General features: G+C 69.2%; 23 protein-coding genes. 10 read left to right on the forward strand and 13 right to left on the reverse strand.

The window, feature by feature from the left end; genetic code table 11:
- The first annotated feature begins 19 nt into the window (after positions 1-19).
- Positions 20-889 (forward strand): LLM class F420-dependent oxidoreductase, encoded by an 870-nt coding sequence (locus VTA80_RS19460; RefSeq protein ID WP_407342723.1) that lies wholly within the window; start codon positions 20-22, stop codon positions 887-889.
- A 38-nt stretch (positions 890-927) separates the two neighbouring features.
- Here the strand turns inward: VTA80_RS19460 and VTA80_RS19465 are convergent, their stop codons facing one another.
- The 8 genes from VTA80_RS19465 to VTA80_RS19500 form a co-directional block, all read right to left on the reverse strand.
- Entirely contained in the window at positions 928-1,752 is an 825-nt protein-coding gene (locus VTA80_RS19465) for a hypothetical protein (RefSeq protein ID WP_407342724.1), read from the reverse strand.
- Positions 1,749-2,390 (reverse strand): SigE family RNA polymerase sigma factor, encoded by a 642-nt coding sequence (locus VTA80_RS19470; RefSeq protein ID WP_407342725.1) that lies wholly within the window; start codon positions 2,388-2,390, stop codon positions 1,749-1,751. The genes VTA80_RS19465 and VTA80_RS19470 overlap by 4 nt, the downstream gene beginning before the upstream one ends.
- Positions 2,387-3,466 (reverse strand): amidoligase family protein, encoded by a 1,080-nt coding sequence (locus VTA80_RS19475; protein ID WP_407342726.1) that lies wholly within the window; start codon positions 3,464-3,466, stop codon positions 2,387-2,389. The genes VTA80_RS19470 and VTA80_RS19475 overlap by 4 nt, the downstream gene beginning before the upstream one ends.
- A 54-nt stretch (positions 3,467-3,520) precedes the next feature.
- Positions 3,521-4,114 carry a hypothetical protein gene (locus VTA80_RS19480; protein ID WP_407342727.1) on the reverse strand — a complete coding sequence of 198 codons (594 nt, stop codon included), beginning with the start codon at positions 4,112-4,114 and terminating at the stop codon, positions 3,521-3,523.
- 393 nt (positions 4,115-4,507) lie between these two features.
- Positions 4,508-5,158: a rhodanese-like domain-containing protein gene (locus tag VTA80_RS19485; RefSeq protein WP_407342728.1), complete on the reverse strand. Its 651-nt coding sequence runs from the start codon at positions 5,156-5,158 to the stop codon at positions 4,508-4,510.
- Between the two features lie 185 nt (positions 5,159-5,343).
- Positions 5,344-5,829 (reverse strand): DUF4395 domain-containing protein, encoded by a 486-nt coding sequence (locus VTA80_RS19490; protein WP_407342729.1) that lies wholly within the window; start codon positions 5,827-5,829, stop codon positions 5,344-5,346.
- Entirely contained in the window at positions 5,822-6,379 is a 558-nt protein-coding gene (locus tag VTA80_RS19495; protein WP_407342730.1) for a TlpA family protein disulfide reductase, read from the reverse strand. Before VTA80_RS19495 ends, VTA80_RS19490 begins: the two co-directional genes overlap by 8 nt.
- On the reverse strand, positions 6,379-6,561 hold the full coding sequence (locus tag VTA80_RS19500; protein ID WP_407342731.1) for a hypothetical protein: 183 nt from the start codon (positions 6,559-6,561) through the stop codon (positions 6,379-6,381). The genes VTA80_RS19495 and VTA80_RS19500 overlap by 1 nt, the downstream gene beginning before the upstream one ends.
- A gap of 303 nt (positions 6,562-6,864) precedes the next feature.
- On the opposite strand from VTA80_RS19500, the gene VTA80_RS19505 reads away from it, so the two are divergent.
- On the forward strand, positions 6,865-6,996 hold the full coding sequence (locus VTA80_RS19505) for a hypothetical protein (protein ID WP_407342732.1): 132 nt from the start codon (positions 6,865-6,867) through the stop codon (positions 6,994-6,996).
- A 19-nt stretch (positions 6,997-7,015) separates the two neighbouring features.
- Here VTA80_RS19505 and VTA80_RS19510 read toward each other — a convergent pair whose 3' ends face one another.
- The gene (locus VTA80_RS19510) at positions 7,016-8,650 is read right to left on the reverse strand and encodes a cyclic nucleotide-binding domain-containing protein (RefSeq protein ID WP_407342733.1); all 1,635 of its coding nucleotides are present in this window, start codon (positions 8,648-8,650) and stop codon (positions 7,016-7,018) included.
- A gap of 209 nt (positions 8,651-8,859) precedes the next feature.
- Between VTA80_RS19510 and VTA80_RS19515 the strand changes: the two genes are divergently transcribed.
- Positions 8,860-9,624: an alpha/beta fold hydrolase gene (locus tag VTA80_RS19515; protein WP_407342734.1), complete on the forward strand. Its 765-nt coding sequence runs from the start codon at positions 8,860-8,862 to the stop codon at positions 9,622-9,624.
- A 14-nt stretch (positions 9,625-9,638) separates the two neighbouring features.
- Here the strand turns inward: VTA80_RS19515 and VTA80_RS19520 are convergent, their stop codons facing one another.
- A complete protein-coding gene (locus VTA80_RS19520) occupies positions 9,639-10,277 on the reverse strand; it encodes an NAD(P)-dependent oxidoreductase (protein WP_407342735.1) in 639 nt (212 codons plus the stop codon).
- Between the two features lie 95 nt (positions 10,278-10,372).
- Here VTA80_RS19520 and VTA80_RS19525 point away from each other — a divergent pair, with 95 nt between their 5' ends.
- Positions 10,373-10,762, forward strand: a complete 390-nt coding sequence (locus VTA80_RS19525; RefSeq protein ID WP_407342736.1) for a winged helix-turn-helix transcriptional regulator — start codon at positions 10,373-10,375, stop codon at positions 10,760-10,762.
- A gap of 93 nt (positions 10,763-10,855) precedes the next feature.
- On the forward strand, positions 10,856-11,965 hold the full coding sequence (locus VTA80_RS19530; RefSeq protein ID WP_407345821.1) for a glycosyltransferase: 1,110 nt from the start codon (positions 10,856-10,858) through the stop codon (positions 11,963-11,965).
- A gap of 89 nt (positions 11,966-12,054) precedes the next feature.
- On the opposite strand, the gene VTA80_RS19535 is transcribed toward VTA80_RS19530, so the two are convergent.
- Entirely contained in the window at positions 12,055-12,369 is a 315-nt protein-coding gene (locus VTA80_RS19535; RefSeq protein WP_407342737.1) for a YbjQ family protein, read from the reverse strand.
- 732 nt (positions 12,370-13,101) lie between these two features.
- Here VTA80_RS19535 and VTA80_RS19540 point away from each other — a divergent pair.
- The gene (locus tag VTA80_RS19540; protein ID WP_407342738.1) at positions 13,102-13,815 is read left to right on the forward strand and encodes a CPBP family intramembrane glutamic endopeptidase; all 714 of its coding nucleotides are present in this window, start codon (positions 13,102-13,104) and stop codon (positions 13,813-13,815) included.
- A 161-nt stretch (positions 13,816-13,976) separates the two neighbouring features.
- The gene (locus VTA80_RS19545) at positions 13,977-15,578 is read left to right on the forward strand and encodes a bifunctional aspartate transaminase/aspartate 4-decarboxylase (protein ID WP_407342739.1); all 1,602 of its coding nucleotides are present in this window, start codon (positions 13,977-13,979) and stop codon (positions 15,576-15,578) included.
- Between the two features lie 43 nt (positions 15,579-15,621).
- Here the strand turns inward: VTA80_RS19545 and VTA80_RS19550 are convergent, their stop codons facing one another.
- Both VTA80_RS19550 and VTA80_RS19555 read right to left on the reverse strand, forming a co-directional pair.
- Positions 15,622-17,019: an alanine--tRNA ligase-related protein gene (locus VTA80_RS19550; RefSeq protein WP_407342740.1), complete on the reverse strand. Its 1,398-nt coding sequence runs from the start codon at positions 17,017-17,019 to the stop codon at positions 15,622-15,624.
- Positions 17,020-17,368: 349 nt separating this feature from the next.
- The gene (locus tag VTA80_RS19555; protein WP_407342741.1) at positions 17,369-18,385 is read right to left on the reverse strand and encodes a LacI family DNA-binding transcriptional regulator; all 1,017 of its coding nucleotides are present in this window, start codon (positions 18,383-18,385) and stop codon (positions 17,369-17,371) included.
- Between the two features lie 136 nt (positions 18,386-18,521).
- Here VTA80_RS19555 and VTA80_RS19560 point away from each other — a divergent pair, with 136 nt between their 5' ends.
- From VTA80_RS19560 to VTA80_RS19570, 3 genes are read left to right on the forward strand one after another with little or no spacing between them, the layout of a single operon-like run.
- Positions 18,522-19,841 carry an extracellular solute-binding protein gene (locus VTA80_RS19560; RefSeq protein WP_407342742.1) on the forward strand — a complete coding sequence of 440 codons (1,320 nt, stop codon included), beginning with the start codon at positions 18,522-18,524 and terminating at the stop codon, positions 19,839-19,841.
- Positions 19,838-20,737, forward strand: a complete 900-nt coding sequence (locus VTA80_RS19565) for a carbohydrate ABC transporter permease (RefSeq protein ID WP_407342743.1) — start codon at positions 19,838-19,840, stop codon at positions 20,735-20,737. The genes VTA80_RS19560 and VTA80_RS19565 overlap by 4 nt, the downstream gene beginning before the upstream one ends.
- On the forward strand, positions 20,734-21,645 hold the full coding sequence (locus VTA80_RS19570; protein WP_407342744.1) for a carbohydrate ABC transporter permease: 912 nt from the start codon (positions 20,734-20,736) through the stop codon (positions 21,643-21,645). Before VTA80_RS19565 ends, VTA80_RS19570 begins: the two co-directional genes overlap by 4 nt.
- Positions 21,646-21,729: the final 84 nt, after the last annotated feature.

Raw genomic sequence — 21,729 nt, forward strand, 5'->3', positions numbered from 1 at the left:
TGCCGCCTACGGTTGGCCCATGAAGATTGGACTGCAGGTCGCGGACTTCACCTGGCCCGGTGCTCCCGGAAGCATCGGCCCCACCTTCGCCCGGATCGCCCGCGCCGCCGACGAGGCCGGGATGGCGAGTCTGTGGGTCATGGACCACTTCTTCCAGATCTCGATGATCGGCCCGCCGGAACGCGAGATGCTCGAGGGCTATGCGGCGCTCGCGTATGCCGCGGGTGTGACGAAGAACATCACGCTCGGCACCATGGTGACCGGCGTGACCTACCGCCATCCGGGGCTGCTCATCAAGACCGTGACGACCCTCGACGTCTTGTCGGGTGGCCGTGCCTGGCTCGGGATCGGCGCGGCGTGGAACGAGCAGGAGCACCGAGGGCTCGGCGTGCCCTACCCGGGCACGTCAGAACGCTTCGAGCGTCTCGAGGAGACGCTCCGGCTCGCCCACCAGATGTGGTCCGGCGACGACAGCCCATTCGACGGCGAGCACTACCGGCTGGAGCGGCCGCTCAACTCCCCGGCGGCTCTTTCCAAGCCCCACCCGCCGATCCTCATCGGGGGCGGCGGGGAGAAGAAGACGCTGCGGTTGGTGGCGCAGTACGCCGACGCCTGCAACATCTTCGACATGGGTCCGGAGGGGGTGAAGGCGAAGTACGACGTGCTCCGCGGGCACTGCGAGACGGTGGGCCGGGACTATGCCGACATCGAGAAGACGGTGCTCAGCCAGGTGAACCTCACGCAGGAGAGCGTTCAGCAGGTCGTGGACCGGTTCGGTCGGCTGGGCGCGATCGGCACGGATCACGTCATCGTCGGCCTGGCCGGGGTCCACGAAGAGGGCGCCTTCGAGAAGGTCCCCGAACTGGTCGCCCAGCTGAACGCGCTGTGACGACGGGCACCGTTGTGTAAGGATCCGGTCTCCGCGACTCAGTTGCGCGCGCTGTCGCTGGCCGCCGAGCCTGGGGAGATGGGGAGGGCCTCGCCGTCGAGGATGAGCCGGCCCGCGTGCGCCTTGGTCTCGGTGGCGTCGCTCTTCCACAGCTCGCTGAGCGTGGTGACGTCGTCGCTGGTGTACCCGGCACCCCAGAACGCGTCGTACTCGGCCTGGGTGTAGTCGAGCGTCGTCGGCGCGCCGTCGGGACCCGGCTCCTGTGCGGTGACTGCGCCGATCCCGGGGGTGATGGGCAGGTCGGCGCCGTCGAGGATGAGCTGGCCCGCTCGTGCCTTGGTCTCCGTCGTGCCGGTGCTCCACAGTGCGCTGAGCGTGTCGACGTCGCCAGCGGTGTAGCCGGCACCCCAGAACGCCTCGTACTGCGCGCGCGTGTACCCGTCAGGCATCGCCGACCAGCTGATCCCCACGGCCTGTGCCAGGTTCTCGACCGCGCGAGCCCCGCCCGAGTACGGATTCGCGGCGGCCGCCGCGCCGGCGCCATACACGGCCAGCGCGGAGATGACGACGCCCGCCGCAACCACCTTGCCGCCCCGGCGGGCCAGGCTGGTCACCGAGGCGAGCTGCTCGTCCTGGGTGGGGGCTGCGGGCCGCGGGCCGCCGGACACCTCGGCGAGCCGGGCCTCGATGCGGTCGACGTGGGTCGCCACGTCGGGCTCCGCCGCGTCGCGCGAGCGCAACGCGCGCGTGATGCGGCGGACCAGCTCGTCGTCCGTCACCGCGCGTGACTCCTGCTCGTGGGCCGCATCCCGGGCGGCGTCGTCCGCGTGGGATGCGCTGCCGGCTGCGAGGTACTCGTTCATGGCTGCTCCATGGGGGTCGACGGGTCGGTGTGGCGCAGCGTGGCTAGGGCGCGGCTGGCATGGGAGCGGACGGTCGCCCCGGAGGTCCCCAAGACGCTGGCGATCTCGGGGTCGCTCAAGCCTTCGTAGTAGCGCAGCACCAGGACGGCGCGTTGGCGTGCGGGCAGCGTGGCCAGCTGGCGCCACATCGCGTCATCCTCGACGACGTGCTGGGCGTGGTCGCGCTGGGGGTCGATGCGGAGGGCGAGGGTCGCGTCGGCCTCCGGGCGGACATTGCGCACGTGCCAGCGCCTGCGCCAGGACAGGTGCTCGTTGGTGACCATCCGCCGCAGGTACAGGTCGGGCCGTGCCATCATCCCGATGCGCGTCCAGCGTATGTGGGCACGCAGGAGCACCTCCTGGACGAGGTCCGCGGCGGTGTTCCCGTCACCGGTCAGGATCGTGGCGTACCGCAGCAGCCCGGGCAGGTGCGCCCTCACGACGTCGTCGAGCCCCAGACCGGCAGGACCGGGTGGCGCGCCTCGGTCCGCGACGTCGTCGTGGCGGCGTGCCGTCTCGGCCGCTGCGGCATCCTGCGCCGGCCGGACGCAGGGGATGGCGGCGCTGTCCTGGCTGGCCGCGCCGACGACCGTGCTCATCGGTGCACCGCGATCAGGTCGTCCAGCGCGGTGCTCGGGTCGCGCGCGGCTCCGGCGCCGGGTCGGGGCAGCGGGCGCGGGTCGAGGCAGCGGGTCAGCAGGGCCTCCACGACGGCGGCGCGGCGCACGACGGCGACGCCGTCGATGTCACCCGGCAGGATCCGTACCTCCACGGTGTCGCGCACGGGGCGCTGGCCCAGCAGCTGGGTCAGGTTGACATCCGAATACTTGGTCACGCCGACCGCTCGAGCCGCCTCCTGCAGGCGAGCCCAACCCGTGCGGTTGTCGGCGTCCAGCCAAGGTCGCTCCACGAGCTCCAGCAGGTCAGCGGGCAGCGGAGCCAGCCGTCGGCACGCGGGGTTGGTCTCGAGCGTCGCCCACAGCACATCGCGCCAGTGCCCGAAGAGGCGCACGAGGTTGGCGAAGGCATCCGGCCGGCGAAATGGTGCACCGTCCACATGCAGGTGGACCGCGGCCTCCTGCGGGACGGTGAAGCCCAGCTCGCGCGCCGGAGCGAGGAGCCGCTCCAGCGCGATCCCGTGCCCGGAGAGCAGCGGCGGAGTGATGACCTCGCAAGGGCGCTCGCGTCCGGGCGGCAAGGGCATGGCGACAGCAACGGTCGCGTCGCTGGCGTCGTTGACCCGCGCCGCGCCGGGGAAGACGTCGACGCCGACGCCAAACAGGTCGGCAACCGGCTGCAGGACGCTCGACATCGGCGCGTCCGGGTCGGCATGCCGCTCGATCAGGCGAAGCAGGCGGGCATCGTCGCAGAGGATGCGGTACCAGCCCGGGTGCCCGGCACGCCCGGTCACCCTGGCCAGGTCCGCCTCGATCGTGATGTCGTCCACCAGCCTCGCCACCGGGCGCCCCCGTCCGTCGACCACGTCGAACGCCGGAGTCAGGTGGCGGAAGACGCCGACGCCAGGCACCACTGTGGGTTCGCTGTCGGTGTGGAACGATCGCTGCACCCGCCCGTCGCAGCCGACGGCGATCTCCTCCGCGAGCACCGACCGGTCCGATCCGGTGGGCGCCAACAGTTCGATCTCGAAGCCGGTGCGCAGGGATAGCTCGTGCACGTCGATGCTCGTCTCCTCGCGAAGCGGTTCGTCAGAAATGCCGGGCCGTGTGGATCAGGGCGCGGTGCTCGTCACGGGAGTGCCGCTGGGAGCCACCGGCGGGGTCTGCCCGTCGAGGATCAGTTGGCCAGCCCGAGCCTTGGTCTCGGTGGCGTCACTGTTCCACAGTGCGTTCAGCGACTGGACGTCCTCGACCGTGTAGCCGGCACCCCAGAACGCGTCGTACTGAGCCTGCGTGTAGTCGACCGTCGTCGTCGAGCCGTCGGCGCCCGTCGGCAGCGCGGTGTCAACGCTGACGCCCGGGTTGATGGGAAGGGCCCCGCCGTCCAATATCAGCTGGCCTGCGTGTGCCTTGGTCTCGGTGGCGTCGCTGCTCCACAGTGCGCTGAGCGTGTCGACGTCGCCGGCGGTGTAGCCGGCTCCCCAGAACGCCTCGTACTGCGCGCGCGTGTACCCGTCGGGCATCGCCGACCAGTCGATGCCTACGGCCTGTGCCACGTTCTCGATCGCGCGAGCGCCGCCCGAGTACGGATTCGCGGCGGCCGCCGCACCGGCGCCCACGACGGACAGGCCAGCCGCGACCACGCCGACAGCCATCAGACGACGGCGCCGAGGGCGAGCGGCGGCGGGGGTGGTGTTCGTGGTCATCAGGTCCTCCTGGGCGTTGCGGATGTGCTTGCCCTCTTAAGACGCGGCCCGACGCCCATCTGTGCAGTCGGAACTGCACTGGATTCGGGCGAGCGAGCGACTGGGCGTATCGCGCGGGGCGGTGCACCTCCGGGCGTCACACGTCGAGCATGGGTCGCGCTGGTCGAAGGGACGCTGTGCCAGCTGACTCCAGACGTCAACGCTAGGCCCGAAATCCACCCCAGAACTGGCTCCGACTGACGTCGAAGGCTCACGACCGCTGGCGGACGCCTGCTCGAGCAGGACGTTCCCGCGGGAACGTCGGCCGGTGCTAGGTGATGGCCAATGTGCAGGTCCGGTACATCCACGGTTCGAGGCGACGGGGCCAGTCGGGTCGGGGGTCATCGAGTCTGGCTAGTCCGGCCGACGGTCAGTTCGCGGGTCAGGATCGGCAATGATGCCCGCCATGGCGTCCAGCTGTGCCCACCAGCGGCGGTTGTCCTGACCGCCGAGAGTCGACGTGCTCGGGCTTGATTCGGCAGCGCGAGCGGCGCGTGGCGCAGGCGACGCCAGGTGCGGGGCCGGGGCCGGCGATCGCGGCCAGGTCAGGCCGCGCGTGGTGGGCAGCCCCGCGGCGCGCCATGCCCGGAAGCCGCCGACGACGTCGGTGGCCCGGCGGAGCCCGAGGTCGACAAGGGCCGCGGCCGCCAGGCTGGAGGTGTATCCCTCCGAGCACAGGATCATGATCTGCAGGTCGGGTCCCGTTGCCTCGGGCACCCGATGGGCGCTGGTCGGGTCGAACCGCCACTCCAGGACATCGCGCTCGATCACGAGCGCGCCGGGCACGCTACCTTCGGCCTCGCGCTGGGCCGCGGGCCGGATGTCGATCAGGATCGCGCCCTGGGCGAGGGCCTCGTGCGCCTGGCGCGGATCGAGTCGGACCAGGCGGGCGCGGGCGTCGTCGAGCACGTCGTCGATGGTGCGCGGTCGCCTGTGGCTCGGGGGTACCGCCAGGGGTGGCGAGCTCGGTTGGGTGAGGTCGGGGGTCACGAGTGTGGCGGTCATGAGGGTCCTTCGGGGCGTCTGGGCGGGTGCCGGCGGCAGCCGGCGACGAGCTGTTCAGCTGAGCTGACAGCGGGCCCGACAGACACAAAGGACGTGGACCGAGCAGAGTCGGGGTGCGCGCGAGGGCGAGGTCCTGCTGGTGGTGGTCGTCATCGTTCCCCGCCCTCTCATCTCTCCAGTAGCGCTCAGTGTTGCGGTGCCCACCGACGTAGCAGCAGGTAGAGCTCGCAGCCCAGGCACAGCCCGAACGCCGCGTTGAGGAACGCGGCCACGAGCGCGAGGGCAGCGGAGATCGGCACGGCGGACGGGATGCCGACGGCGGCCAGCACGAGCCCGGTGCCGACCACGATCAACCCGATCAGTTGCGCGAACCGCGGTGGACGCGGGTCCTCGAGCTCGGCAGGCGGCGCGAGCCTCGGCTGGATCCACGCCTTGTAGGCCAGACCCTGCAGCGTGCTGCCGACGCCGCGGGCTACGCCGAGGAGGAACAGCAGGGCGATCACGGCGAGCAGGCCGGTGGCGGTCGGCCCGGTTCCGAGAAGCAGGGTGATCACGAGCAGGACCGACGTGACGGCGGCGCCGAACCGAGGTCCGCGGGGGTCGATGCCGGCCGGCGCGGCCGGACCCGCCGCCGTGCGGGTGGCGGCGTAGGGCGAGGGGGAGTCAGGCATGGGTGCTCCAGGTGGCGGGGTGCGTGAGGTCGGCCAAGGCGGCCACGGCGCGGTCCGCGTGGAGCGGCCCGGAGGTGCGGGAGTGGACCGCGCCGCTGGGGTCCAGCAGCAGCACGGTCGGGGTGCGGAACACAGAGAATCGGCGCACGAGGTCCATGTGGTCCTCGGATGCGAGATCCACATGCACGACGCCGGCTTCGGCGAGCGACGACAGCACCCGCCGGACCTGCGGGCACGATGCGCACGTCTGGGCGGAGAACTGCACGAAGGTCGCCCGCGTCCCCAGCGCGGTGCCCAGGTCGGTGGCGGTCAGCACGTTCAACGCGGCGCCGGGACGGCCGGGCGCAGAGGACACTTCCCCGGCGGAGGTTGCCCGCACAGGTCGAAACTGCTGCGCTCGCCGGCGGGCGACCCACCAGCCGGCGCTGGAGACCGCGAGCAGGACGACGACGAGCGTGGCTCGACCAACCAGACCTGATCCGGGGTCGGGGAGGTTGGCCGGCAGCGCGCCGATCGCTGCGCCGAGCAGCCCGAACCCGGGGAGGCTCATCAGACTGCTTCCGGTCCGCGGGTCAGGACGGTTCGTGCGGGCGAGAGCTGTCCGGAGACCTGGGAGTAGTAGGTCATCTCTGTCAGCCCCGGGGAATACACGTGGATGCTCCCCGCTGGGCTGTCGTGCGCATTGGTGACATCGTGAATCGCGCCGGGCACGACGGTCTGGGTCAGCCTCATGAGGGTCCTTCGGTGCGACTGCGGGCCGTCAGCGCGGGGTTCCCGGTTTCGATGACCGGCGCGGACGGGTGGGCCTGGTGCCGACGGACGCCGGCGACGAGCTTGTCAGCGAAGCTGACAACAGGCAGTGCAGGTGCACATCAGACCCGTGAACCAGGCGCGCGCGCAGGCGCTCGGGTTCGCGGTCGGGGAGGCGACGATCGTCGTGATGTTCATCGTCGCCTCGCTCTCCGTCGGATCTGTGGTCTAAGGACACCTGCGCGATCGCCCGGTGTCAAGGAACGAGCGGGACAGTCTCGCATGATGAACGCCGCCGCGCCGGTCGCCGACCCGGCCCCCTCAGGCGATCGGCCGCGCTGTCGGCGCCTCGAGGACGCCGGCGACCTCCAGCGCGACCTCGCCCGGGCGCTCGCAGGGGTGGCTACGACGGATTGAGGCTGGTCATGCTCGACGGTCAGTCGTCGAGGCTCGCGCCACGCGCTAGGTGCGCATCTGCCGCCCGCGCCGCGATCAGGAGCCCGTTGGCGCCGGCCGTGACAGCCGCAAGGAACGTCGAGCGCTCGAGACGGAGCAGTCGGCACGGCTCGACGGCCGCGACTGTCGCGGAGCGCGGACCATTCTGGAGCAGTGCGATCTCACCGAAGGCGTCCCCCGCCTCGAGCTCATGAGCACGAAGCACGCCGTCGACCGTCACCGACATCCGTCCGGCGGCGACCATGAAGTAGGAATCAGCCGCGTCACCCTGGCGTACCGCCACATCCCCGATCGTGAGCTCCACCCACCGTGCGGCTTGGGCCAGCCGTTCGAGCGCGGAGGGAGAGACCGCCTTCAAGAACTGTGCTCGACGCAGCATCGCGAGCACATCAGGTCGTCGGGGGACCCGGAGGTCCAGCCGGTGCAGCACCGGCCAGGCCGCCAGGGCGATCACGACGATGCCGAGCCCGAGCGGGACGTAGCCGCGCGCGGAGCCGAGCCGCGCGATCAGCACCGGCGCGAGGGCAGCCCCGGCGGCGAACCCCGCCAGCATCACGCCCTCCTGGACCGCGAAGACGCGCGCCAGCACGCCGTCGTCCGTCGAGCGTTGAATCAGCGAGTGGCCAGCGACCGAAGCGAAGGCCTGCCCGAACCCGCAGATCGCCAGGAGGGCGACCGCCGCCGCGAGACTGCCGACGGCGGTCATCAGGACCAGCGGAAGTCCGGCGACGACCAGTCCGAGCACGATGGAGGTGGACAGGCCGACCCGAGACGCCAGTCCCGCCGCGCTCGCTGCGCCGGCCAGCAAGCCGACGCCGGGAGCGCCGACGACGACGCCCGCCGCCCAGTCGCCCCCACCGAGCGCCGTGGCGGCGAACGACACCCCCAAGATCTCGAGGGTCCCGCTCACGACGAACGCGACCCCGAGGACGAGCAGCAACGCCAGCACTCCCGAGTCTTTCGCCACGCTGCGCAGACCCGCCAAGGCCTTTCGCAGCGGGCTGTCGCCGTCGACGTCCTCGCTCGACACCGGCAACCGCAACCTTGCGGTGCTCAGGGCCGCCGCCACCAGGGCCACGGTGCTGAGGTCGGCCACGAGCCACGGCCCCGCCACCTGGGTGAGCAGGCCCGCGATCACCGGCCCGCAGATCGCTCCGAGCCCTTCGGCGACCGCGCTCGCCGAGTTCGCCGACACGAGGGCGCGTGGCGTGCCGGCCAGCTGGGGGAGCGCCGCGTAGTGGATCGGCCTCGCCACCGAGATGATGACGGTGACGATTGCCGCCGCGGTGACCACGGCGGCCGCCGGCGCGTCCGCGAGAAGGATGGCGCCGAGGAGGGCGAGCGCGAGGGCCTCCGCGGCATACGCGCCGCTGAGCGCGGCCCCCCGGGGCAGCCGGTCGCCGACCGACCCGAGCATCGGAGCCAGGACCGCGGCCGGAAGCAGCTGAGCGACGCCGGCGATGCCAGCGAGCCCGGCACCGCCGCGGGAGTAGGCGTAGAGCAGCACCGCCACCCACACCGCGTACTCCACGGTGGAGAACAGCACGAACCCGCCCATCGCCCGCGCGAGCCGCCGGTCTCGCGTCGAGGCACGCCGATCGCGCCCGTTCGGCATCAGCGTGTGGACCGCATCGCGCCGCCCTGGCTCGTAGTGGTGGTCGTCCGACCTTCCCGCTCGCCAGGTGAGCGGGTCAAGGTTTTGAGCAGAACCGGCGCAGCGCAGACCCTGGGGCGGGTCCGTGCCCGGCTGATCGGCTCGCGCTGGAAGGGCTAGGCTCCGGCGCGTTGCGCGGCAGCGGGTGGGGCAATGAGCAGGGGAAGAGCATGAAGCAGGTTCTGGTCGGGCCCGAGGATGCGCGCGTGGGGTACGTCGAGTTCGAGGGCAGCGGTCCTGCGCTGGTCTTCCTGCACGGGTTAGGCGCCAGCGCCCCGATCTATTTCGCCAGGACAGCCCAGGAGCCAGGCCTGGCCGGGCGTCATGTCTTCATGTTCGACTTTCTCGGGTTCGGCATCAGCGACCGCCCGACCGGGCTCGGCTACACCCTCGAGGATCATGCCGACTCGATCGCGCGCGCGTTCGACGTGCTCGGCCTGAGCGGGGTCGACGTCGTCGCGCACAGCATGGGCGGCGCGATCGCGCTCGTGCTCGCTCGCCGCCGCCCCGACCTCGTGGGTCGCCTGGTGCTCGCCGAGCCGACGTCGGGCACGTGCGTCCGCCCCAGAGTCACGCCCTTCACGGAGGCCGAGTTCGTCGACCACGGATTTCGCCAGGCCCTGCTCGACGCCGGTCCGGCTTGGGCGGCAACCATGCGGCTCGCCGACCCCGTCGCGTTCTACCGCACCGAGACCGCGCTCGGGCGGGAGGCCGCCGTCGTGACGGCGGACCTCCTGCTCAACCTCGCCATGCCGTGCGCGCTGGTGCTTGGCGCGCTCACCGCGGACCTGGACTACGACCCGGCGATCTTCACCTCGCCTGTCCCGGTCCGTACCATCGCCCGAGCCGAGCACTGCATGATGCTGGACAACCCGACCGGTTTCGCTGCCGCGATCGCCGAGACGCTCAACGAGCTTGCGGCGCGCAGGGCGTGACCGGCGCGGCTCGGTCAGTTGGCGAAGTGGATCTGGCTGCGGTGGTGGGTCGGGCTCTCGATCTCGTCGATGATCGCGAGGGCGAAGTCGGGGCCTTCGATCGCGGAGTTGCCCTCGGCGTCGAAGAGGGCGACGTCGGTGCTCGTCCGGTAGGTGCCGCGGGGCTCGCCCTGCGGGGTGTAGGCGCCGAACGCGGCGGCGGGGCTGACGAAGAGCCAGTCGAGGTTCTGGGGTGCGCCGGCGCTCAGGGCACTGAGCACCGAGTTGCCTTCCCTGGCCTCGGCGGCGAACTCCGGGGGCAGGTCGCCCTCGGCGAAGCGCGGGGCACCGGGGGCGGGGCGCAGTGAGCTGAAGCCGCCGACGACGATGAGCCGGGCACCGGCAGCCGCGGCGAGGTCGGCCAGCTTCGTGTAGGTGTCCACCAGGGTGCCCTCGGTTCCGGCACGCGGGGAGAGAGCTCCGACGACGACGTCGGCGCCGGTGACGATCTCCACCGCGTCGGCGGCGCTGCCCTGCACATAGCGGACGCCGTCGACAGGCTCGGCCGGCAGCGAGCGGCTCAGCGAGATCACCTGGTGCCCGCGAGTGATGGCCTCCTTCACGATCGACGATCCGGCGTACCCGGTCCCCCCGATGACGGCGATGGTGCTCATCTGTCTGTCTCCTTCATGAGGTACTGCGCTCTGGCGGATCAGAGCGTCATCGGTTACCATAAGTGACTAGATCTCTCTTGGGAAAAAGGCACTTCTTGGTAACCAATCTCGCGGGTGTCGCTGCCGCTCCGGGCGGCGACCCGTACCAGCAGGGCTGCCCGACCCGGCGGATCTTGGATCGGATCGGAGACCGTTGGACGGTGCTGGTCGTCGGAGCGCTCGGTGACGACACGGCGCGCTTCTCCGAGCTCAAGCGCCGGATCGAGGGGATCTCGCAGAAGATGCTCACCCAGACCCTGCGCGAGATGGAACGCGACGGCCTCGTCACCCGCACGATGTACGCGCAGGTGCCGGTGCGGGTCGAGTACCGCCTCACCGATGCCGGGATGAGCCTTCGCGGCCCGCTGAAAGCGCTCGAGGAGTGGTCGATCGAACATCTCGGCGCGATCGCCACCGCCCAGCAGTCCTACGACCAGCCGAGCTGAGACCCGAGCACGCGACGCGGGATCGACCGAACGGCAGGCGACGCGATGCGCATCCTGTTCAGCTCGACGTGGGGAGTCGGCCATGTCTTTCCGATGGTCCCCCTTGCCCAGGCGCTGATCCGGGCGGGCCACGACGTTCGGTGGGTCGCGAACGAGTCGGCATGCGACCTGGTGGCGGCTGCCGGAATCGAGGTGCGCGCCGGAGGCCTCGATCGAGCAGGAGTTCGCGAGGCGCGCGCCCGGTTCGCCGCGCACACCGCGTCAATCCCCAGGCGCGAGTGGGCAGGGTTGGCGTTCGCGACGATGTTCGGCGAATGCTCCACTCCTGCGATGGTGATCGATCTGATGCGCGAGGCTGCGGCCTTCGACCCCGACGTGATGATCCACGAGCCGGCCGAGCTCGCCTCGCCCCTGGTGGCGGCGCTGCGGAACACCCCGTGCATCACCCACGCCTGGGGGCCGGCCATCCCCGCCGCCATCCTGTCCGGCGCCGCGGCGCGGCTCGCACCCGTGTGGGCGGCACATGGTCGGGTCGTCCCGCTACATGCGGGGCTCTTCAGTGGCGGATACCTGGATATCTGCCCGCCGTCGGTGCAGTTCGTGCCGACCGACCACATCACCCGGCGACAGGCTATGCGCCCGGGGCTCTACAGCGGGGAGCTCTCGGGGGAACAGCTGCCGACCTGGCCCAGCGACGGCGATGGCGACGGCCCATTGGTCTACGTGACCTTGGGCACGATCAACGCGAACATCACGGCGCACCAAGCCGCCATCGACGGCGCCGTCGCGTGCGGTGCGCGGGTTCTGGTCACCGTCGCTCCGCAGGGTGATCCCTCATCGCTGGACCCCCGCGGCCCTGAAACTCGGATCGAGCGATGGGTACCCCAGTCCGTGGCACTACCTCACGCCGATCTGGTCGTCTCGCACGCAGGATCGGGCACCTTCCTCGGGGCGTTGGCGGCGGGCCTCCCGCAACTGTGCCTACCCCAGGCGGCCGACCAGTTCCGCAACGCTGACGCGGTGACCCGCAGCGGGACGGGGAAGTCCTTGGAACCTGACGAAGTCACCGTGAAAGCCGTCGGCGAAGCCATCCGCGCACTGCTCACCGAGTCGGCCCCCCGCACCGCCGCCCAAGCCGTCGCCGACGAGATCGACGCCATGCCCGACGTCGAGCAGGTCGCCTCCCTCGTGGGCGATGCGTGAGAGCGTCGTGCCAGATGAAGCTCAGGTCCCGAGGCTGGCGGTCATACGAAATCCATGCCCCGGTGCTGGGCGGGTTCGGGTCTGCTTCCTCAGGAGAGCTTCACCGCCGTGCCGTAGCACAGCAGCTCCGCCGCACCCTCAGTGATCGCGGAGGTGGTGAATCGGACCATGACGACCGCGTCGGCACCGAGGGCCTCGGCAGAGGCAGACATCCGATTCATGGACTCTTCGCGGGCCTCGGTGAGCATGGAGGTGTAGCTCTTCAGTTCACCACCGACCATGCTCTTGAAGCCTGCGCCGATGTCCTTGCCGATGTTCTTGGAACGCACGGTGTTGCCCATCACGATGCCCAGGTGTGCAGCGACAGTCCTGCCTGGTACCGACTCCGTTGTGGCGATGATCATGCCCAGCCCCCCCGTTCGCGACCACGGTCAGTCCCGTGGCACCTGGACCCGCCCATCGGCGCCATCCGTAGCAGGTGTGGCTGCCCTTGTCCGAGTGGGTTGGAGTCTGCAAGTCAGCAACCAGCGGCGCAACTGGAGAGCATGGCCCGGGTCAGATCTCCGTCGAGCGGCCGATCCCGCATCCTGTTCCCCGCGTTCAAAGACGCACTCATCGGCAGCGCCGTCGTCGCCATCCGTGAGGTCTACCCGAGTGATCAACCGGCAGTGCGGTTGCCTAGTTCTTGCTCGCATCGAATGCTTCTGTCACAGAAGCTCTCGACGCAACGAATTCGAGCGGAGATTGCCCAGGCATGCCGTCAACCCGAGAAGTACCTTCGTGCCGAAGCGTTCCACAGCATCCACAGAACGACGGTCGACAAAACGATCGTAAGAACGGCATCCGAAAGTTGGTAGGAACGAACCCGAGGTCTCGAACGTCTTCTTCCAACTCGTCGCTGTCCGGCGCGCGCTGATACCGCGATGCCGCGGTGGCTGCTGACGACGACCCCGAGGGTCCGCGTACTCAAGATCTCGACAGGGCCTCCGGATGCGCAACGAACAGGCGTGCATCAAACTCTGTCCCAGAACTCGCGAACGCGGATTCGTCGGGCAGGTCTGCAGGTAGGGGTTGTCATGCGGGTGCAGCCACGAGCTTGGATAGCAGTCGCCGTGATAGTCGTGTACGCGGCCATCATGGGCATTGTCTGGAAACTCGCGGGAACCGACTACGAGACGGTCGGATTGACCGCTGATAATGCGTTCGCGGGAATCTTCCTCGCGGTCGGGGCGGCCGCGCTCTTCATCGCCCTGACGACTTCCTACCTTGGCTGGTGGAGTCCGGCACTCCGCGAGGCCCCGAGCGGCCCTCGGTGGCTGCTCATCCTGCCGATCCTCATCTTTGTCAGTGCGCTCGGCACGTTGTTGAGCAAGGGGTTCACGGGTATCGAGGCGAAGCTTGCCCTGACGCTCGCGCTCGGCACTCTGTTCGTCGGCTTCGGCGAGGAGATGACCACCCGCGGCGTCGGCGTCGTGGCCCTGCGGGGCGGCATGGGGGAGGTCGGGGTCTGGTTCGTGAGTTCGTTGCTCTTCGGCCTCTTGCACTCGATGAACGTGCTCTTCGGACAGTCCGTGACCGCCACCGTGGGGCAGATCGGGTTCGCCTTCGTCATGGGGAGTGTCCTGTACCTCATCCGACGGGTCACTGGTGCGCTCGTCGTCTGCATGCTCCTGCACGCGTTCTGGGACTTCTCCACGTTCATGGCTGGTGCCTCGACCGGAGATGCGAACCCGCTCGCGCTCCTGGCGTTCTTCCAGTACCTCGCGGTCCTGATCGCTGTGGTCGGGCTGGTGATGGTCCTGCGGAAAGGTCGTGTCACCGCCGGGTCCCGTACCGCTGTCGCGAACTGACGCGAGCGGCGAGGTGGGGCTCGGCACGACTCAGCCGTCGGACCCTGGAGGCAAGCCATGGCCGTCGTGACCACCGAGCCACTGGGCCAGGCCCCAGGGCGCTCGATGGGTGCGGAGATGGTCCTCGGGAAACGCAACGGCGCAACGTCAGGAGACCAACCGTGACTGTCGAGCTCGAGGGATATGAACTCCAGGCCGCCATCGCCGCGGCCGCGGCCGCCTCCGGGCGCCCGGTCCTGGACGCCGGTCGCGGACAGCCGAACTGGCTGGCGACCGCGCCCCGCGACGCCGCCTTCTTGTTGGGCCGGTTCGCGGTCGCCGAGTCCATCTCCGCAAGCACTCACCCCGATTGGGGGATGACGCCGAGCGTCTCGGGGATCGCAGCGCGCCTGACCGAGTACCTGCGCGCGGAGGAGTCGCCGGGTGCTTCGTTCCTCGCCGGGGCCCTCGACCACGGCGTGGTCACGTTCGGTTTCGAACCCGACGCCTGGGTCCACGAGCTCGTCCGCGCGACCCTGGGCGACGGGTACCCGTCACCCAATCGGATACTGGCTCATATCGAGCGAGTACTGGAGCGCTACCTGGTGGAGGTCACGGGCGCCGAGGACGCGCCCCCCGGCACCTACCAGGTCTTCGGCACCGAGGGTGGCGCCGCGGCGATGGCCTACGTGTTCCGCTCCTTGCGGGAGAACGGAGTCATCCGGCCCGGTGACAAGGTCGCGATCGCCACGCCGGTCTTCACCCCGTACCTCCAGGTCCCGGTGCTCGAGGGCTTCGGACTTGACGTCGTGGCGATCCACGCGGCGCACAACGTCTCCGCACGCTTTACCGACGGCGTCCTGGACGGGCTCCTCGATCCCGCGATCAAGGTGTTCTTCCTCGTCAACCCGGGAAACCCCGACACTCGCGCGGTTCGCCCGGAGCGACTGCGCGAACTACGTGACCTGGTGACCGAGCACCGGCCCGATCTCGTCATCGTGGCTGACACCGTGTACGCGACGTTCGTCGAGGGCTTCCGGGGGATCCTCGCAGACCTGCCCCACAACGTCCTGTGCGTGCACTCGTTCTCGAAGAACTTCGGCGCCACCGGCTCCCGGCTCGGCTTCATCGCGCTGCACCGTGACAACGCCTTGGACCGGATCTTGGCCGGGCAGGACGACGCACGGCGCCGAGCGCAGGCGGAGCGCTACTCGTCGCTGACGTCGGATGCGTCCTCGCTGCCGTTCATGGCGCGCATGGTGGCCGACAGCCGGGAGGTCGCGCTGCACAACATCACCGGCCTGGCCACGCCCGATCAGGCACAGATGGCCCTGTTCGCCCTCGCGTACCTGATGCCGACCGGACAGGCGTATGTCGCCGCCACGCGCGCCGAGCTCGCCGCTCGCGACCGCGCGCTGCGGGTTCCGCTGAGGGTCCCGCCACCCGGCGGCCAGGACAGCATGTACTACGCGCTCGTTGACCTCCTGCAGGTCACCGAGGTGCTCTGCGGTGCCACCGGGGTCAAGCACCTCATGGCGACAGCGAAGCCCGCGGACGTCCCGCTCCGCCTGGCGCGGGAGCACGGCGTGATCATGCTTCCCGGCCAGCTCTACAGCGCCCACTCGTGGGACGCGCGGGTCTCGCTCGCTTCGCTGACTGCCGACGAGCTCGGTCAGGTGGGCGCGGCGCTGGCAGCCGTCCTGATCGACCTGGCCGGCCAGGGCCAGACATCGAACGTGGGGGCCGACTCGGGGCATGGTCGCGCGCAGTTGGAGGACGCCTGAACCTCGCGGTCGTCGCCGCAGTCATGGGCCATGAGGCCCGGAATCACGACCGCGTGGCGCCTGCGTACTGCGAACGAGCACGTTGCGCTGCCATCTGCTCGTCGAACTCGGTGCGCCACGACTCGCTCAGAGCGATGCCCTTGCGGTGGGCCTCCTCAGTGCTGAGCTCGACCGGGAAACCGAACGTGTCGTACAGGACGAAAAGCTCAGCGCCGGTGACCCCGGTGTGCCGGTAGCCGTTCAGCTGCTTGATGCCCTTACGTAGCGACCTACGGAAGGCCTGCTCCTCCTTGGACAGGATGGCGATGACAGCGTCGGCGTTCTGAGCAACCTCCGGGAAGTCATGCGTGTAGATCCCGGCGATCGTCGGCACGATCTGCGGAAAGAAGTTCTCCTCGAGACCGAGATCGAACGCGAACCGGGCGGCCCGGCGGATGAGGCGCCGCATGACGTAGCCCTGCGCCTTATTGCTCGGGCGCACGCCGTCGACAGCGAGGAACGTGGCGCCTCGAAGGTGGTCGGCGATGACGCGCATCGCTCGCGTCTCGTCGTCGTAACTCTTCCCCGAAAGCTCCTCGAGCTTTTCGACGATCGGCCACAGCAGCCCGATCCGGAACACGTCGCTGCTGTCCATCGCCGCGGCGGCTATACGAGCCAGGCCGCCTCCGTAGTCGACGTTGCGGCGAGGCAGCGGCTCGAACCCGGTCTCGGTACGTCGGTATTCCATGAAGACCGAGTTTCCGAGCTCGATGAACCGCCCGCAGTCGCAGTTCTGATGACAGTGCGGACCGTAGGCCAGGTCATGCTCGATGTCGGGGAACAGGTAGAACACCTCGGTGTCCGGGCCGCCCGGCTCACCCACCGGCATCTCCTCCGCCGTTCCGCCGCGGCACCACCAGTTCTTCTTGCCGTAGAAGGCGATGCGAGCGCCACCGGTGCCGTTCTGGGCGCCGTTCTCCTCGCTCCCGACCTCGACCTGGTCCGAGGACACTCCTGCCGCGGTGAACAGCCCCGTCCAGATACCTGCCGATTCGGTGTCCTTGGGAATGCCATGAACAGGGTCGCCGATGAAGCAAGAGACATAGATCCGCTCCGGACTCAGCCCGACGATCTCGGTCAGGAAAGCCCAAAACTGCTTGATCTGGACGTCCTTGAAGTAGTCGCCCAGGCTCCAGCTGCCGAGCATCTCGAAGAATGTCGTGTGCCGGCTGTCACCGACCTCCTCGATGTCCTGAACCCGTAGGCACGTCTGGCTGTCCGCGAGCCTTGTCCCCTCGGGATGGTCCTGGCCGAGCAGGTAGGGCAGCAACGGTTGCATGCCGCTGCCGGTGAACAGCGTTGTGGGGTCGTTGCGCGGGATCAACGGAGCCCTCGGGATGACGGTGTGTCCTCGTTCCGCCATGTACTCGACAAAGGCACTGCGAATCTGGTCGGCATCCATGGCCAGCAGTGCACACCAGATTCGCACCCCCCGCCACACGAGTCGTCGGCTGATCCACACCGCCATGAATTTGGCCGTACCGCTTGCGGGCCCGCGGGGGCTGAACTAGCGTCGGAGCCCTCGGGGGACGTGCACTTGGGGCGCCTCGCCAGGTTCAATTCCTGGGTCCTCCACGACGCACCGTTGGCTGTCCGTCAGGCAGCCAGCGGTGCTTTTGCGTAGGTCGTCAAAGGTGCCGGCCTCGAGCTAGTCGACGCGTCGACCGGAGAACATGTCGCGAAACTGCTCACGACGCGCCTCTCTTCGGCTCTCCACAGCCCCTTGCATGGCTTGCCGGTTCGGCGGGCACTCAGCCTCGGTAGGCGCGGGTGCTCGCCCGCACGACGAGGCTCGTCGCGAGCTCGATCCGCTGGGGCGGGACCGTCTGGTCACCGTGGGACAGCGCCAGCACCATCCGGACTGCCTCGGCGGCCATCTCGCGGTGCGGCTGCCGGACCGTGGTCAGGGGCGGGGTCACGTACTGGGCGATCGTGAGGTCGTCGAAACCGACCACGCTCAGGTCGTCCGGCACGCGCAGGCCGCGCTGCCTGGCAGCCTCATACACGCCGAGCGCCTGCAGGTCCGACCCGGCAAAGATCGCCGTCGGCGGCTCGGCGAGGCTCAGCAGGTGCTGGGCCCCTGCGCGTCCGCCCTCGGGATAGAAGTCACCGTGGAGCACGAGGTCGGGGTCGATCGGCAGTCCCGCGCGTCGCAGGGCCGCGTGGTAGCCGTCGATCCGTTCGCCACTGCAGGCCAGCCGCGGGTGTCCGCTGATGATGCCGATGCGGCGGTGCCCGAGGGAGATGAGGTGCTCCGTGGCGCTGAGCGCGCCGGACCAGTTCGCCGCCCCCACGGTGGCGAGGCCCGGATCCGAGTTTCCGGTGCGGTCGACGACGACGACGGGCACCTGCCGGCTGCGCAGCTGGGACAGCGTCTCGGCCGAGATGTCGGAGATGACCAGCACGACGCCGTCGGACCGGCGGCGGGCAAGGGCCCGGACCCAGTCCTCGCTGAGGTCGTCGCGCGCCGCCGTCACCACCATGCCGACGCCCGCCTGATGGGCTGCCTCTTCCGCTCCCGCAAGGACCTCGATCGCCCAGGGCGAGTTCATCCCGTGGACGACGACGTCGATCAGGCCGGCCCGCGGCCGCTTCTTCGCCGCTGCTCGCCGAAGGTATCCCGTTCGGCTGATCGAGGCTTCGACCAGCCGCCGGGTCGGTTCGCCGACGTCGGGGCGGTTGTTGAGAACCTTGGAGACGGTCGGGATCGAGACACCCGCGTCTGCGGCGACGTCAGCAAGGGTGGCGCGGGTCGAGGCTGTCGGCATGACACCACCGTAGCGAAATTTCGTGGGTTTGGAAACCGAAATTGCAGCCGAAAGGATTTGAAGTTTCGCACTGGTGAGATCTAATGTCATGGCGTCGGCGTAGGCCGGCTATCGCGCACGACTCAAAGGAGAGTCCATGTCGAGCATCATCAGAGCGCACCGCGTCGCGGTCGCCGGACTGGCAGCGCTTGCCCTCGTCGGCTTGAGTGGCTGCGGGAGCAGCGGCCCCGGCACCGCCAGTGCCCAGGGCGGGGATGGCGCCGAGCTGCAGCTGTGGACCCTCCAGAACGAGGGGATCAACGGCGTCCAGCAGGAGGCGGTCGATCGCTACAACGAGGGCAGCGACGACAAGATGGTCCTGTCCACGTACGTCAACGACCCCTACAAGGCGAAGCTGCAGACCGCGATCGGTTCGCCCAACGCGCCGTCGGTCTTCTACAACTGGGGCGGGGGCAACCTCAAGGGCTATGTCGACGCCGGCCAGGTCACCGATCTCACCGCAGCGTTCGAGGCGTCCGACGTCAAGGAGCGGTTCATCTCCAGCGTCGTCGACGTCGCGACGATCGACGGCAAGGTGTACGGCATCCCGATGCAGGGCGTCCAGCCCGTGTCGTTCTACACCAACAAGGATGTCCTCAAGGCGGCGGGTATCACCGAGTTCCCGGTCACCTGGACGGAGTTCCTGGCGATGATCGAGCAGCTCAAGGGGGCGGGGGTGCAGCCGATCGCGCTCGCGGGTTCCCAGGGCTGGACCGAACTCATGTACGTCGAATACTTCCTCGACCGTATCGGCGGCCCGGAGAAGTTTCAGGCCATCGCGGCCGGTGAGGACGGCGCATGGACCGATCCCGCGGTCGTCCGATCGATGGAGATGGTCCAAGAGCTCGTCGATGCCGGCGCCTTCGGTTCCAACTACGCCGCGGTGAGTTACGACAACAACGGTTCGCAGGCGCTGCTCACGAGCGGTAAGGCAGCGATGGAACTCATGGGCTCGTGGGAGGTGACGTCACTCAACGACGCATTCCCGGCCTTCTTAGAGGCCGGTTCGCTCGGCTGGGCCGATTTCCCGGCGATCGAGGATGGCGCAGGCGACCCCGCGAACATCGTGGGCAACCCCAGCAACTTCTACTCGGTGAGCGCGCGCGCTGCCGATCCCAAGGCCGCCACGGACTTCCTGCTCTCCCAGATGGCGAGCGATGAGTATGTCGACGGCATGATCGGCGTCGGCCAGGTTCCCGCGATCATGGGTCTGGAGGAGAAGGTGAACGTCGGCAAGTTCGCCGAGTTCAACGCCTTCGCCTACGACCGCGTGCTGACTGCTCCGGTCTTCACGCAGTCCTGGGACCAGGCGCTTCCCGCGGCGCTGTCCCAGACGATGCTGACGAACATCCAGCAGGTGTTCAACAAGCAGATGAGCCCCCAGGAGTTCGCTGACGCGATGGACGCTGCGGCGTGACCAAGGCTCAGCCGAGCTCGGAGGCGGGACGGCCCGGATTTGTCTGGGCCGCACCGGCCCTGGTGTTCTTCGGCATGTTCGCCCTGCTGCCGATGGTCGCGGTGGTCTATCTCAGCTTCACCGAGTACAGCGGGATCTCCACCCCGGTGTGGATCGGGCTCGAGAACTGGCAGAAGCTCGCCGCGGACCCGCTGGTCGGTGACGCTCTCAGGCTCTCGGTCATGCTGACCATCGCGTCGTGGCTCGTGCAGACGTCGATCGCCCTGCCGCTCGGGGTCTTCGTAGCAGGCAAGGGGCGTACCCGGAGCGTGCTCGCCGCGATCTGCTTCGTCCCGCTGCTGATGTCCGGCGCGGCCATCGCGCTGCTCTGGAGCACGCTCTTCGACCCGAACTTCGGGCTCGCGAGCATCGTCGGCCCGCTGATCGGGCTCGAGGACGGCAACATCATCGGCGACCCGCAGCTCGCGTTCTACGCGGTCGTCGTGGTGATCGCCTGGCAGTTCATGCCGTTCCACACCCTGCTGTACCAGGGCGCCACGCGGGCGATCCCGGCGGCGCTGTACGAGGCGGCAACCATCGACGGGGCCGGCCGGTTCCGACAGTTCACGGCGATCACCATCCCGCAGCTGAGGGACACGATCATCACCTCGAGCGTCCTGATGCTCGTCGGCTCGCTCACGTACTTCGAGATCGTCCTCATCCTCACGGGCGGTGGGCCCGGGACCGCCACGAGGATCCTCCCGTTGCACATGTACCTCACCGGGTTCCGCAGCTTCGATATGGGGTACGCCAGCGTCCTCGCAGTCCTGCTGCTCGCGATCGGGACGTGCCTGTCGCTCGTCGTCACCAAGGCCACCGGCTACCGAAAGATGGCCAGCCAGAGGGAGGGGCTATGACCACCACTGTGAGCTCGCCCCCGCGCCCGGAGACGCAGACACAGGGTGAGGCCGCGCGACCCACCCGCTCCCATCACGCCCGCGGGCCCTGGTGGAGGCGGATCAATGTTCTCGGCGGGCTCGGCGCCGCGGTGTGGCTCGTCGTGGTCGGCGTGCCGCTGTACTTCCTGTTCGTCACCGGGGTGCGGAGGTCCGGGGAGTACCTCGCGAAGGGGCCCCTTGCCCCGCCGACGAACCTCACCGGCGAGAACTACGTGACGATTGCGCACTCCGAGTTCCCGCGCTACTTCCTCAACACCCTGACCGTCACGGTCGCATGCGTCGTGATCGTGCTCGCCCTTGCGCTGCCGGCGTCCTACGCGATCGTCCGCAGCCCGAAGGCGTCCGTGGCGAGGATGTTCTCCGTCATGCTGCTGGGCCTGGCGGTGCCCGCGCAGGCGGTCATCGTGCCGCTGTATCTCCTGATCACGCAGCTGCGCCTGTACGACACCCTGCTGGCGATCATCCTGCCGACCGCGGCTTTCGCGCTACCCCTGTCGATCATGGTGCTCACCTCGAGCCTGCGCGACGTCCCGAAGGAGCTCTACGAGGCCATGAACCTCGACGGTTGCGGCAGCGTGCGCACCCTGTTCTCTCTGGTCCTGCCGCTCTCCCGGTCGTCGCTGGCGACGATCGGCATCTACACCGCGATGCAGGCGTGGAACAACTTCCTGTTCCCGCTGATCCTCACCCAGGACCCGTCCGTGCGGGTGCTGACCTTGGGCCTCTGGGACTTCCAGGGTCAGTTCGGTCTCAACGTCCCCGTGATCATGGCGGCCGTCGCGCTGTCGTTGCTCCCCCTGCTCGTGGTGTACCTGCTCGGCCGGCGTTACCTGCTTGCCGGCCTGACTGCCGGCAGCGGGAAGTAGGAGCCGCCGCGTTGCAGGAGATGGGGGACCGGACGACGCACTCACCGTGCGACTCTCTGCGTGTAACGAAGGGAAATCTCATGC

The sequence above is a fragment of the Pengzhenrongella phosphoraccumulans genome (assembly GCF_045689905.1).
In the GTDB taxonomy this organism is placed as follows: Bacteria; Actinomycetota; Actinomycetes; order Actinomycetales; family Cellulomonadaceae; genus Pengzhenrongella; species Pengzhenrongella phosphoraccumulans.

Bases quoted from the DNA above. Each gene is read 5' to 3' on its own strand.
- VTA80_RS19555 (WP_407342741.1), bottom strand. From the start codon at position 18,385: ATGCCGACAGCCTCGACCCGCGCCACCCTTGCTGACGTCGCCGCAGAC.
- VTA80_RS19540 (WP_407342738.1), top strand. From the start codon at position 13,102: ATGGGCATTGTCTGGAAACTCGCGGGAACCGACTACGAGACGGTCGGA.
- VTA80_RS19550 (WP_407342740.1), bottom strand. From the start codon at position 17,019: ATGGATGCCGACCAGATTCGCAGTGCCTTTGTCGAGTACATGGCGGAA.
- VTA80_RS19485 (WP_407342728.1), bottom strand. From the start codon at position 5,158: ATGACCGCCACACTCGTGACCCCCGACCTCACCCAACCGAGCTCGCCA.
- VTA80_RS19465 (WP_407342724.1), bottom strand. From the start codon at position 1,752: ATGAACGAGTACCTCGCAGCCGGCAGCGCATCCCACGCGGACGACGCC.
- VTA80_RS19460 (WP_407342723.1), top strand. From the start codon at position 20: ATGAAGATTGGACTGCAGGTCGCGGACTTCACCTGGCCCGGTGCTCCC.
- VTA80_RS19500 (WP_407342731.1), bottom strand. From the start codon at position 6,561: ATGAGGCTGACCCAGACCGTCGTGCCCGGCGCGATTCACGATGTCACC.
- VTA80_RS19505 (WP_407342732.1), top strand. From the start codon at position 6,865: ATGAACGCCGCCGCGCCGGTCGCCGACCCGGCCCCCTCAGGCGATCGG.
- VTA80_RS19570 (WP_407342744.1), top strand. From the start codon at position 20,734: ATGACCACCACTGTGAGCTCGCCCCCGCGCCCGGAGACGCAGACACAG.
- VTA80_RS19515 (WP_407342734.1), top strand. From the start codon at position 8,860: ATGAAGCAGGTTCTGGTCGGGCCCGAGGATGCGCGCGTGGGGTACGTC.
- VTA80_RS19530 (WP_407345821.1), top strand. From the start codon at position 10,856: ATGGTCCCCCTTGCCCAGGCGCTGATCCGGGCGGGCCACGACGTTCGG.
- VTA80_RS19535 (WP_407342737.1), bottom strand. From the start codon at position 12,369: ATGATCATCGCCACAACGGAGTCGGTACCAGGCAGGACTGTCGCTGCA.
- VTA80_RS19480 (WP_407342727.1), bottom strand. From the start codon at position 4,114: ATGACCACGAACACCACCCCCGCCGCCGCTCGCCCTCGGCGCCGTCGT.
- VTA80_RS19510 (WP_407342733.1), bottom strand. From the start codon at position 8,650: ATGCCGAACGGGCGCGATCGGCGTGCCTCGACGCGAGACCGGCGGCTC.
- VTA80_RS19495 (WP_407342730.1), bottom strand. From the start codon at position 6,379: ATGAGCCTCCCCGGGTTCGGGCTGCTCGGCGCAGCGATCGGCGCGCTG.
- VTA80_RS19560 (WP_407342742.1), top strand. From the start codon at position 18,522: ATGTCGAGCATCATCAGAGCGCACCGCGTCGCGGTCGCCGGACTGGCA.
- VTA80_RS19470 (WP_407342725.1), bottom strand. From the start codon at position 2,390: ATGAGCACGGTCGTCGGCGCGGCCAGCCAGGACAGCGCCGCCATCCCC.
- VTA80_RS19490 (WP_407342729.1), bottom strand. From the start codon at position 5,829: ATGCCTGACTCCCCCTCGCCCTACGCCGCCACCCGCACGGCGGCGGGT.
- VTA80_RS19520 (WP_407342735.1), bottom strand. From the start codon at position 10,277: ATGAGCACCATCGCCGTCATCGGGGGGACCGGGTACGCCGGATCGTCG.